The following is an 11,918-nucleotide window of genomic DNA, read 5'->3' on the forward strand; positions in this document are numbered from 1 at the left end:
AAGAGAATAAGACGATGACCCAGTCTCCGCGCGCCACCATTGCCCGCAACACGCCCAATATCGCCGTCGTCGGCGTCGGTGGCGGTGGCGGCAACGCGATCAACAACATGATTGCCGAGGGCATCGGTGGCGTCGATTTCATCGCCGCCAATACGGATGCGCAGGCGCTGAAGAAGACCAACGCGCCGCGGCTCGTGCAGCTCAGCTCCGAACTGACCGGCGGGCTCGGCGCAGGCGCCGATCCCGAGGTTGGCCGGCAGGCAGCGATCGATTCACTTGACGAGATCATGGATCACCTGAGCGGCTACGACATGTGTTTCATCACCGCCGGCATGGGCGGCGGCACCGGCACGGGCGCTGCCCCCGTCATCGCCGAAGCCTGCCGGGCGAAGAACATCCTCACCGTCGGTGTCGTGACGCTTCCCTTCAGTTTCGAAGGCGCGCGCCGCATGCGGGCTGCCGAATATGGATTCGCCAACCTGCTCAACACGGCAGATACCGTCATCGTCATCCCCAACCAGAACCTGCTGCGCATTGCCGATGCCGGCACGACCTTCGAAAATGCGCTGAAGACGGCCGACAAGGTTCTGTCGCTTGGCGTGCGCTGCATCACAGATCTCATCCTGCGCGAAGGCCTGGTCAATCTCGATTTCGCCGATGTGCGCTATGTCATGAAGAATGGCGGCCGGGCGCTGATGGGCACGGCGCAGGCCAAGGGTGAAAAGCGCGCCTCGGAAGCGGCTGCCGCAGCCATTGCCAACCCGCTGCTCGGCGAACCGTCGCTGAAGGAAGCGCGGGGCGCTCTTGTTTCCATTTCCGGTGGCAACGATCTGACGCTCTATGAGATCGATGAGGCAATGACGCTGGTACGCGAGGCGGTGAGCGAAGAAACCGATGTGGTGATGGGCGCTTCCTTCGACCCGACGCTGGACGGCGCTTTCAAGATTTCGGTCGTCGCCACCGGCCTGCGCAATTGATGCTGGCTTGAGGAGCGCGGTCCTGATTAAATCGCCTTCTTGAGTTGGCGATACCCTAAAAACAGCGTCCACGCCACAAACTGAACGATCAAAAGCCGTCGCGGGCAATTTTCGCGACGGCTTTTTGTTGTTTTTGAACAATTATTCCGCCATTCGAAGATGCTGCGGCGCTGCGCGGCGTTGATCGCGAAAAAATATAATAGTACTCTTTATGTCGACAAGAGGGATGTGATAATGACGGATATAATTGCTTCTGCCGAGCGAAAGCGCGGCTCCGGCGTGAAGATGGTCTATGATCTGCTGCGCGACGAGATTCTCGATCTGGTTCTGCCGCCGGGCAGCCCCATCGATGAGGTGCAACTCGCCGAAAGGTTCAAGATGTCGCGCACGCCGATCCGCGAGGCGCTGGTGCGGCTTTCGGGCGAGGGGCTCATCGATACGTTGCCGAACCGTTCGACCATGGTGTCGAACATCGATTTCCTCAACATGCACACCTATTTCGATGCGCTGGTGTTGATGTATCGGGTAACGACGCAGCTTGCCGCGCAATATCACCGCCCGGAGGATCTGGCCGGCATCCGCGCCCATAATGCGGAATTCGCCATTGCGGTGGAGGAGCAGGATGCGCTGGCGATGATTTCCACCAATGCCGCCCTGCATCTTTCCATCGCCGAGGCCGGGCGCAATCCCTATTTTACCAGCCTGTTCAAGCGGCTGCTGGACGAGGGACGACGCATCCTCCGGCTTTATTACCAGTCCTATGACGATCGTTTGCCGAAGCGTTTCGTCGACGATCATGATGAGATCATCGCGGCTATCGCTGCGCGTGATACCGTTCTTTCCGAGAAACTGGCCCGTGAGCACGCCGAGCAGATCGTGCGGCAGGTGCAGAAACTGCTGGTGCGAAACGAGCGTCTGGAAATAAATCTGTAGCTTGTCGATTTCTTGTCGACAAATAAAATACAAGATTGTAATGTCCTTGTCGAAAGGGTGGCGCGGAGGTGCGTCCATTCCCGAAAAACATGTCCCTTAGGAGCTTGAAATGACGGCCAGCATTTTTTCCGGCGTGATTCCCGCCTTGATGACCCCCTGCAAGGATGATCGCACCCCTGATTTCGATGCGCTTGTTCGCAAGGGCAAGGAACTGATTGCCGATGGCATGTCGGCCGTCGTTTATTGCGGCTCCATGGGCGACTGGCCGCTCCTGACGGACGAGCAGCGCATGGAAGGCGTGGAGCGCCTGGTGAAAGCCGGCATTCCGGTCATCGTCGGCACCGGCGCGGTCAACACGGCATCTGCCGTTGCCCATGCCGCTCACGCCCAGAAGGTTGGCGCCAAGGGCCTGATGGTCATTCCGCGCGTCCTGTCGCGCGGTTCGGTCATCGCTGCCCAGAAGGCGCACTTCAAGGCCATCCTCTCGGCCGCACCGGAAATCCCGGCCGTCATCTACAACAGCCCCTATTACGGCTTCGCTACCCGCGCCGATCTCTTTTTCGCGCTGCGCGCCGAGCACAAGAACCTCGTCGGCTTCAAGGAATTCGGCGGCCCGGCCGATATGCGTTACGCTGCCGAAAACATCACCAGCCGCGATGACGAGGTGACCCTGATGATCGGCGTCGATACGGCTGTTTTCCATGGCTTCGTCAATTGCGGCGCCACCGGTGCCATCACCGGCATCGGCAATGTTCTGCCGAAGGAAGTCATTCACCTCTGCAAGCTGTCGCAGGCCGCCGCCAAGGGCGATGCAGATGCCCGCGCCCGCGCGCTGGAGCTGGAACAGGCGCTCGCCGTTCTCTCGTCCTTCGACGAAGGCCCGGATCTGGTTCTCTATTTCAAGCACATGATGGTGCTGAAGGGCGACAAGGAATACACGCTGCACTTCAATGAAACTGACGCCCTGACGGACAGCCAGCGCGGTTATGTCGAGGCGCAGTTCAAGCTGTTCAACAGCTGGTATGCCGACTGGAGCAAGCTTCCGGGCGCCGTGCAGGCCTGCAAGGCGGCCTGAGCATTCGCTGACGTGAAAACAAAAGGCCCGCAACTGCGGGCCTTTTTTGTATGTGATGAGATTTGATGTCTCTTTTCCGTCATGCCGGACTAGATCCGGCATCCAGCCACGGCGCGTCTGCGCCGTGAAAGGACTCTTCCGCGATCAAGGACTTGATCGCGCTGGACCCCGGATCTAGTCCGGGGTGACGGAGCGGGGATGCTATGCAGTCGCAAAGAAAGCTGAGTGACGCTGTCGTTATGAGAAAGCCCGCGATTGCGGGCTTTTTTTATTTCCACATCCACACGCGGTCAGGAAACCGCGTCCAGCCCCTTTTCCAACAGCCGGTCGAGCCCGGCCATTTCGGCGGCGGTGAGGGTAATGCCTTCGCTTTCGGACTTCGCGCGTGCAGTGAAGCGGCGGCCCGAGGGCAGGCGGGCGCCCTGGCCGATGATGGCGTCGAACAGCACTTCCGCGCGCTGGAAAGGATCGCCGGGGCGCCCCTTGGCGAAGGCCTCAGGCGAAAAAGCGACGATCAACTCGCCATGGGTCGGGGCAAGCGTGGTGGTGCCGAGAAATTCGAGCGCTTCGGGGCTGGTGAGATCGCCGATCATGATGCCGGCGAGAAGCTCGATCATGGTGCCGATGGCCGATCCCTTGTGGCCGCCAAAGGGCAGCATGGAGCCGGCAAGGGCCGCTTCCGGGTCGGTCGTCGGCTTGCCGTCGGCATCCAGAGCCCAGCCTTCCGGCAGGGGCTTTCCGGCCCGCCGGTGCAGTTCTATTTCACCGCGGGCCGCAACCGAGGTCGCGAAATCGAAGACATAAGGGGAGGTGTCCTTGCGCGGCCAGCCGAAGGCGAAGGGGTTGGTGCCAAGCAGCGGCTTGCTGCCGCCGGTGGGCGCAACGGTGGAATAGCTCGGGCACATGACCAGCCCGGCGAGACCGTTTTCGGTCAGTCCCTCGACTTCCGGCCAGAGCGCCGAGAAATGCGTGCAGTCATTGATGACGAGTGCAGCGATGCCCGCGCGTTTCGCCCGCTCCACCAGAACCGGCAGACCAAGTTCGAAGGCGGGGTTGGCGAAGCCGCCATGGGCATTGACTTTCACGATGGCCGTGCCGTCGTCTTCTGCCACTTCAGGTATCGCATCGGGCTTCACCTTGCCGGCCTTGACGGTGCGGAGCGCGCCTTCGATACGGTAGATGCCGTGGGACTTGCAGGCATCCCGCTCACCGGCAGTAATGACGCGCGCCAGCGCTCCCGACTGTACATCATTCAGCCCGGCCCTCAAAAAAATCGACTCGACCCGCTGGAAAAGTGCCTCAATGGTCAAGGTGGTCGTGTCGCTCATCATAGTCCTCCGATAGGGCTCGCACATTTTGAATACATAAAGTATACAAAGGTGTGGTTATTGCAACGTGTCTTTTCGATGAAGCTCAGTCAGAGCAGAAGGTGACCCTCTCAAAACGCGAAGACACCTTAAGCCGTCATTCCTGTGCTTGTCACAGAAATCCGGGTCGGCGCGTCTGTGCGTCGGAAAGCCTCTTTCAGCCCGAAGATTTGGGCTGGCCAGATTCCTGTGACAACCACGGAATGAGGATGCCGGACGTTTAGCCAACCTTGTCCGCTCCCCCCGCGCTGGCTTGCGTAATCATTCGCGATACCTCATCAGTTCGCAGGTGCAAAAATTCTTTTTGTATACTCGTTGTATTTTTATGTTGATTTATCGCCGCCATGGGGAAATAGTGACCGCGCCTTCAAGGGCAGACCAATTGTGGGAGCAAATAAAGAATGAAAAAATCGGTCATCGTCGCCGGCCTCCTGGCCGCCACTTTCGCTATTACGCCGGCCAAGGCCGACAAACTTGACGACATCATTTCATCTGGCACGTTGCGTTGCGCCGTCGTGCTCGATTTCCCGCCCATGGGCGCGCGTGATGACGCCAACAACCCAATCGGCTTCGATGTCGATTATTGCAACGATCTTGCCAAGGCGCTCGGCGTCACGGCTGAAATCGTCGAAACGCCGTTCCCCGAGCGCATTCCGGCGCTGATGTCCGGCCGCGTCGATGTGGGCGTTGCGTCCACCTCCGATACGCTGGAGCGCGCCAAGACGGTCGGCATGACCGTGCCTTACTTCGCTTTCGAAATGGCCGTTACCGCCAACGACAAGTCGGGCATCAAGTCCTTCGAGGACATGAAGGGCAAGACGGTCGGCGCGACTGCCGGCACGTTCGAGGCAATCGCGCTCGAAAAGACGGTCAAGGAATGGGGCACCGGCGAATTCCGTCCGTACCAGACGCAGGCCGATGTGTTCCTCGCGCTCAGCCAGGGCCAGATCGACGCCACCGTCTCCACCTCAACGGTTGCGCAGTCCAACGTCAAGGGCGGCAAGTTCGCGGGCATCTCCGTGGTCGGCAAGGCGCCCTATGACATCGATTATGTCGCGCTCTTCACCAACCGTGACGAATATGGCTTCATCAACTACCTGAACCTCTTCATCAACCAGCAGGTTCGCACCGGCCGTTACGCCGAACTCTATGAAAAATGGGTTGGCGGCGAAGTTCCTTCGCTCACCGTCAACGGCGTTTATCGCTGATCAGGACTTTTCGTAAACGGCGCGGTCAAGATTATCGCGCCGTTGATCGTTTCTGAAAAGGCGGGACGCTTAATGTTCAATTATACATTCCACTGGAATCAGGCGCTGAAGGCTCTGCCGCAGCTTCTGGACGGTGCGGTGGTGACGCTGCAGATCGCCATTCTGTCGATGGTGATCGGTCTTTCCTGCGCCATCGTGCTGACGCTGTTCCGGCTTTCCGGTAACCGCATTCTCGGCGCTTTCGCCGCCGTCTGGGTGGAAATCGCCCGCAACACGCCGGCGCTGTTCCAGATTTACATGGCCCATTTCGGCCTTGGCAATTTCGGCATTCATTTGAGCCCCTATACGGCGCTTCTGGTCGGTATCGCCTTCAACAATGCCGGTTATCTGGCGGAAAATTTCCGTGGCGCGCTAAAGGCCATTCCCGATACGCAGACGCGCTCCGGCCGTTCGCTCGGCATGACCTCGATGCAGACCTTCCGGCTGATCATCCTGCCACAGATGCTGCGCGTTGCGTTCCTGCCCGCCACCAACCAGATGGTCTGGGCAATCCTCATGACCTCGCTCGGTGTCACGGTCGGCATGAATACGGATCTCGCCGGTGTGACGCAGGCGCTCAATGCGCGCTCGTTCCGCACCTTCGAATTTTTCGCGCTCGCCGCGGTCATCTATTACGTGATCGCCAAGATCGTCACGCTCGCCGCCAGATTGCTGGCCGCGCGTCTGTTCCGTTATTGAGAGAGGTGAGCCATGTTTGAAACCGCTCTCACCTGGAGTGATCTCGCCTTCCTGGCCAAGGGTGCCGGTATGACGCTTGCCGTCACCGCCGTCGCCGTCACGGCGGGCACCATCATGGGGATCATCTTCGGTATCATCCGTTTCCAGTTCGGCCCCTATTGGTCGCTGCCGCTGACCTTCGTGCTGGATATTTTCCGTTCCGTGCCGCTGCTCATCCAGCTCGTGCTCGGCAACGCCTTCCAGTCGATCGCCAAGCTCGGCTGGCCGCCATTCACCACCTCCTGCGTGGTGCTGTCGCTTTATACGGCGGCCTATTGCACCGAGATCGTGCGCGGCGGCATCGATGCCGTGCCGTCGAATACGCGCCGCGCCTGCCGTTCGCTGGGCATGACCTGGTCGCAGGATATGCGCTACATCGTGCTGCCGCTCGCCACCCGCGTGTCGCTGCCCGCATGGATCGGGCTCACGCTCGGTGTCATGAAGGATTCGGCGCTGGTGCTCTGGCTCGGCCTCATCGAGCTTCTGCGCGCCTCGCAGATTCTCGTCACCCGCCTGCAGGAACCGCTGACGATCCTGATGATCTGCGGCGCCATCTACTTCCTTATCAGCTTCCCCATCGCCCGTTTCGGCGGGTATCTCGAAAGACGGTGGTCCCCCAATGATTGAGATCGAAAACGTCCGCAAATCCTTCGGCCCGCTGGAGGTTCTGAAAGGGATCAACCTCACCGTCAACAAGGGCGAGGTGGTCACCATTATCGGCGGCTCCGGTTCCGGCAAGTCGACGTTGCTGACCTGCATCAACGGCCTCGAGCCGATCGATAGCGGCAAGATCGTCATCGACGGCACGGAAGTGCATGCCAAATCGACCGACCTCAACAAGCTGCGCCGCAAGGTCGGCATCGTTTTCCAACAATGGAACGCCTTTCCGCATCTGACCGTGCTTGAGAACGTCATGCTGGCGCCGCGCAAGGTTCTTGGCATCTCCAAGGAGCAGGCCGAGGAAATCGCCGTCAAACAATTGACCCATGTCGGTCTTGCCGAAAAGCTGAAGGTCTACCCGAACCGCATGTCCGGCGGCCAGCAGCAGCGTATGGCGATTGCCCGCGCGCTCGCCATGTCGCCCGAATATATGCTGTTCGACGAAGTGACCTCCGCGCTCGATCCGATGCTGGTCGGCGAAGTGCTCGACACGCTGAAGATGCTGGCGGATGAGGGCATGACGATGATCTGCGTCACGCACGAAATGGCCTTCGCCCGCGATGTCTCGAACCGCGTAGCCTTCTTCCATCAGGGCGTGATGGCGGAAATCGGTACGCCGGACCAGCTGTTCGGCGCGCCGCAGCACGCTGAAACGCAGAAATTCCTGGCGAGCGTGCGGTAATGCCAGCCAATGATGTCATCGTCATCGGGGCCGGCGTCGTCGGCCTCTCGGCGGCAATTGCGGCGCAGGGCCGTGGCCTGTCGGTCACGGTCATCGACCGCGAGGGACCGGCGGCGGGCGCGTCCGCCGGCAATGCCGGCGCCTTCGCCTTCACCGATATCCTGCCGCTGGCATCGCCCGGCATTCTCTGGAAAGCGCCGAAGTGGCTTCTCGATCCGCTCGGTCCGCTCAGCGTGCCGCCGGCCTATGCGTTGAAAATTGCGCCGTGGATGTTCCGCTTCTGGCGGGCCTGCACCGCTTCGAAGGTGGAGCATTCCACCGCCGCCCAGACGGCGCTGATGGATCTCGCCAAGGCCGAACTGGAGCCGTTCCTGAAAAAGACCGACACCATCGCCATGCTGCGCAAGGAGGGCAACCTCCAGGTCTATGAAAGCGAGGCGGAATTCGAAGCCTCGCTTCCCGGCTGGAAGGCGCGCGAGCGGCACGGCATTGAGTTCCGGCATCTCAATGCCGAACAGATGGCCGAGATACAGCCCGGCATCGCGCCGCGTTTCACCTGCGGCACGTTCACGCCCGGCTGGTATTCCATCGCCGACCCCAAGCTTTATACGCTGGCGCTGGCTGAGCATTTCCGCACCATTGGCGGCCGTATCGAATGCCTCGATATCGCTTCGCTCAGGCCGCTGGAAGACGGTGTGGAGGCGGTGAGCCATGATGGGCGCACCCGCAAGGCCGCCAGGGTAGTGCTGGCGGCCGGCGCCTTTTCGCATCGCATCGCCCGTTCGCTCGGGGAAAAAATTCCGCTGGAAACCGAACGGGGGTATAATACGACCCTGCCGTCTGGCGCCTTTGATCTGCGCACGCAGGTGACTTTCGGCGGCCATGGTTTCGTCGTCACGCGGCTTTCCTCCGGCATCCGCGTCGGTGGCGCGGTGGAACTGGGCGGACTGGAGCTTCCGGCCAATTTCGCCCGTTCCGAAGCGCTGCTGACCAAGGCGAAAGCCTTCCTGCCGGGCCTGAAGACCGAAGGCGGCAAGCAGTGGATGGGCTTTCGCCCCTCGCTACCGGACAGCCTGCCGGCCATCGGCCAAGCACGGCACACGGCGCGGGTGGTTTATGCTTTCGGCCACGGGCATCTGGGGTTGACGCAATCGGCGGGCACGGCCCGCATCGTCGCCGATCTTCTGACGGGGCAAAAACCCGCCATCGATACAAGGGCATTTTCGCCGCAACGCTTCTGACGGGGATTTCCGATGTCTTCTTCCCTCTCGACAACAGCCGTTCCTGAAGCCCGCAGCATTTTGGCCGGTTCGGCCGAAGGTCCCGTGATTGCGACGACCGAAGCGCTGAGTTTCTGGGGCGGGGTCGATCCCGCCACCGGCCGGGTCATCGACGTGCACCACCCGTTGCATGGCATCTGTCTCACCGGCGGTGTGCTGTTCATGCCCACCAGCCGTGGCTCCTGTACCGGTTCGGGCGTCTTGCTCGATCTAATCCTGACGGGCCGTGCGCCCTCGGCGCTGGTCTTCTGCGAGGCCGAAGACGTGCTGACGCTGGGCGCGCTGATCGCCGCCGAAATGTTCGGCAAGCCTTTGCCGGTGCTGCGCCTGGACGCGGAAAATTTCGCCCGGTTCTCCGAAGCCGTTCATGTCCGTATCGATGAGACGGCCATCGAAGCCGATGGCGTTTCCCTTGCCATCACCCCGCCGGCGACGGCGCATCTCGATCTTGGGGATGACGACCGGGCCAAGCTCGAAGGACGCGATGGCATCGCCGTGCAGCAGGCCATGCGCATCACCGTCGCCATGGCCGCCCAGCAGGGGGCATCGGCGCTTGTCGATGTGACGCAGGGCCACATTGATGGCTGCATCTATGCCAGCCCCGCCAATCTCACCTTCGCGGAAAAAATGGCGGCGATGGGCGCGAAGGTACGGGTGCCGACGACCATGAACGCCATTTCTGTGGACAAGGCGCATTGGCGTTCGCAGGGCATGCCGGAGGATTTCGGCGATCCGGCCGCAAGGCTGGCGGATGCCTATGTGCGCATGGGCTGTCGCCCGACTTTCACCTGTTCGCCTTACCTGCTCGACAGCGCGCCGCAGGCCGGCGACATGATCGCCTGGGCCGAATCGAACGCTGTGATCTTCGCCAATACGGTTCTTGGCGCGCGCACGGCGAAACATCCGGATTTTCTCGATCTCTGCATCGCGCTTACGGGCAGGGCGCCGCTTGCCGGCGTCTATCTGGAGGAAAATCGCCGTCCTCAGCGCATCGTCAATGTGGCGTTGCCGCAGGGTGTGGATGATGCCTTCTGGCCGCTCGTCGGTTATCTGGCGGGCAAGGCCGCGCCGGATTGCATTCCGCTGCTGCGCGGCCTTGATCCTGCAAAGCCATCACGGGATGATCTAAAGGCGCTTTGCGCCGCTTTCGGCACCACATCCGCTGCGCCCATGCTTCATATAGAGGGCGTAACACCGGAAGCTGCTCTTCCGCCTCTCGAAACGGCCGATATCGTCACCGTCTCACTCTCCGATATGGCCGCCGGCTGGTCGCTTCTAAATGAGGGACCGGAAGAGGTGCAACTTGTCGCCATCGGCAGCCCGCATGCCTCGCTGGAGGAGTGCCACGCGCTTGCGGCTGAATTTGCCGGCCGCCGGCGTCACGCGGATGTCGCCGTCATCGTCACAGCCGGCCAGCAGGTCATCGATGCGGCCGGGCTGGATGGCACTTTGCAAAGCCTGCGCGACAGCGGCGTGCAGGTGCTGCCTGATCTTTGCTGGTGCTCCATTTCCGAGCCGGTCTTCCCGACGAAGACCCGTGCCCTGATGACCAATTCCGGCAAATACGCCCATTACGGACCCGGCCTCAGCGGTCGCGCAGTGCGCTTCGGCAGCCTTGCCGATTGCGTGGAAAGCGCGCTGACCGGCCGTGCTCCGTCCCTTCTTCCTTCATGGCTTTCCTAAGGAGTTTTGAATGCGCAGTATCAAGACCGTTCATGTGATTTCCGCCCATGCGGAAGGGGAAGTCGGGGACGTGATCGTCGGTGGAGTGAAGCCGCCGCCGGGCGAGACGATCTGGGAGCAGAGCCGCTTCATCGCGCGCGATGAGACCCTGCGCAATTTCGTGCTCAACGAGCCGCGTGGCGGCGTGTTCCGGCACGTCAACCTGCTGGTGCCGCCGAAACATCCCGATGCGGATGCCGCCTTCATCATCATGGAGCCGGAAGACACGCCGCCCATGTCCGGCTCCAACTCCATCTGCGTTTCCACCGTACTTCTGGATGGCGGCATCGTACCGATGCAGGAGCCGGAAACCCATATGCTGCTGGAAGCGCCAGGCGGGCTGGTGAAAGTGCGCGCCGAATGCCGCAACGGCAAGGCCGAGCGCATTTTCGTGCAGAACCTGCCCAGCTTTGCCGCAAAGCTCGATGTCGAACTCGAGGTTGAAGGCCTCGGTACGCTGAAAGTGGACACGGCCTATGGCGGCGACAGCTTCGTCATCGTCGATGCCGAAGCTATGGGCTTCAGCCTGAAGCCGGAAGAGGCGCATGAGATTGCCCGCCTCGGCGTGCGCATCACCAATGCCGCCAACAAGGCTCTGGGCTTCGATCATCCCGAAAACCCGGATTGGCGGCATTTTTCTTTCTGCCTCTTCGCCGGCAAGGTGGAACGTACGGCCGAAGGTCTGCGGGCAGGGGCCGCCGTTGCCATCCAGCCGGGCAAGGTGGACCGCTCCCCCACCGGCACGGCGCTTTCGGCCCGTATGGCCGTGCTGCATGCACGCGGCGAAATGAAAGAAGGGGAAACGTTGACGGCGGTGTCGCTGATTGGCTCGACCTTCACCGGCGGTATCCTCGGGACCACAACAGTCGGCGACCGCCCGGCCATCCTGCCGGAAATCTCCGGCCGAGGCTGGATCACCGGTATCCACCAGCACATGCTCGACCCGTCCGATCCGTGGCCGGAAGGGTATCGTCTGACGGATACGTGGGGTGCGCGGTAAGGAGGGCCTTTAAAGGTCTATACCCCAATCGGGCTGCATCGGTTCGGCGTCTTTCTTCTCCCCGCCGGGGAGAAGATGGCCCGAAGGGTCAGATGAGGGGGCAACGTTGCCGGATTTCGGAGAGCGTGCCCCCTTGTAACTTGATTTCGCCGCGCTGTGCTATTGTCGCTTGTGCGGTGGCGGATGGAAGACCGATCCCCCCTGGGGACATTGATCCCGTGGATGAGCCCGGGTCTC

The 11,918-nt window shown here is 61.3% G+C and carries 11 protein-coding genes; 10 read left to right on the plus strand and 1 reads right to left on the minus strand.

What is annotated here, in order from left to right:
* Positions 1–14: 14 nt before the first annotated feature.
* The 3 genes from ftsZ (at position 15) to PH605_RS22070 (ending at position 2,985) form a co-directional block, all read left to right on the plus strand.
* Entirely contained in the window at positions 15–977 is a 963-nt protein-coding gene (ftsZ, locus tag PH605_RS22060) for a cell division protein FtsZ (protein ID WP_003521714.1), read from the plus strand.
* Between the two features lie 234 nt (positions 978–1,211).
* Complete coding sequence (locus PH605_RS22065) at positions 1,212–1,910, plus strand: GntR family transcriptional regulator (protein WP_031234148.1); 699 nt, start codon at positions 1,212–1,214, stop codon at positions 1,908–1,910.
* Positions 1,911–2,019: 109 nt separating this feature from the next.
* The gene (locus PH605_RS22070) at positions 2,020–2,985 is read left to right on the plus strand and encodes a dihydrodipicolinate synthase family protein (protein ID WP_142846053.1); all 966 of its coding nucleotides are present in this window, start codon (positions 2,020–2,022) and stop codon (positions 2,983–2,985) included.
* A gap of 290 nt (positions 2,986–3,275) precedes the next feature.
* Here the strand turns inward: PH605_RS22070 and PH605_RS22075 are convergent, their stop codons facing one another.
* Positions 3,276–4,313 (minus strand): Ldh family oxidoreductase, encoded by a 1,038-nt coding sequence (locus PH605_RS22075; RefSeq protein ID WP_142846051.1) that lies wholly within the window; start codon positions 4,311–4,313, stop codon positions 3,276–3,278.
* A gap of 440 nt (positions 4,314–4,753) precedes the next feature.
* On the opposite strand from PH605_RS22075, the gene PH605_RS22080 reads away from it, so the two are divergent.
* The 7 genes from PH605_RS22080 (at position 4,754) to PH605_RS22110 (ending at position 11,681) form a co-directional block, all read left to right on the plus strand.
* Complete coding sequence (locus PH605_RS22080) at positions 4,754–5,560, plus strand: ABC transporter substrate-binding protein (RefSeq protein ID WP_003521709.1); 807 nt, start codon at positions 4,754–4,756, stop codon at positions 5,558–5,560.
* Positions 5,561–5,632: 72 nt separating this feature from the next.
* Positions 5,633–6,298 carry an amino acid ABC transporter permease gene (locus PH605_RS22085; protein WP_003521708.1) on the plus strand — a complete coding sequence of 222 codons (666 nt, stop codon included), beginning with the start codon at positions 5,633–5,635 and terminating at the stop codon, positions 6,296–6,298.
* A 12-nt stretch (positions 6,299–6,310) separates the two neighbouring features.
* Positions 6,311–6,964: an amino acid ABC transporter permease gene (locus PH605_RS22090; protein WP_065657686.1), complete on the plus strand. Its 654-nt coding sequence runs from the start codon at positions 6,311–6,313 to the stop codon at positions 6,962–6,964.
* Positions 6,957–7,679 carry an amino acid ABC transporter ATP-binding protein gene (locus PH605_RS22095; RefSeq protein WP_020811659.1) on the plus strand — a complete coding sequence of 241 codons (723 nt, stop codon included), beginning with the start codon at positions 6,957–6,959 and terminating at the stop codon, positions 7,677–7,679. Before PH605_RS22090 ends, PH605_RS22095 begins: the two co-directional genes overlap by 8 nt.
* Positions 7,679–8,920, plus strand: a complete 1,242-nt coding sequence (locus PH605_RS22100) for an NAD(P)/FAD-dependent oxidoreductase (protein ID WP_142846049.1) — start codon at positions 7,679–7,681, stop codon at positions 8,918–8,920. Before PH605_RS22095 ends, PH605_RS22100 begins: the two co-directional genes overlap by 1 nt.
* Positions 8,921–8,932: 12 nt before the next feature.
* A complete protein-coding gene (lhpI, locus tag PH605_RS22105; protein ID WP_142846047.1) occupies positions 8,933–10,642 on the plus strand; it encodes a cis-3-hydroxy-L-proline dehydratase in 1,710 nt (569 codons plus the stop codon).
* 10 nt (positions 10,643–10,652) lie between these two features.
* Positions 10,653–11,681, plus strand: a complete 1,029-nt coding sequence (locus PH605_RS22110; RefSeq protein ID WP_142846045.1) for a trans-3-hydroxy-L-proline dehydratase — start codon at positions 10,653–10,655, stop codon at positions 11,679–11,681.
* Positions 11,682–11,918 lie beyond the last annotated feature (237 nt).

This window comes from Agrobacterium sp. CFBP 3001 (assembly GCF_027871605.1).
GTDB lineage: Bacteria > Pseudomonadota > Alphaproteobacteria > Rhizobiales > Rhizobiaceae > Agrobacterium > Agrobacterium leguminum.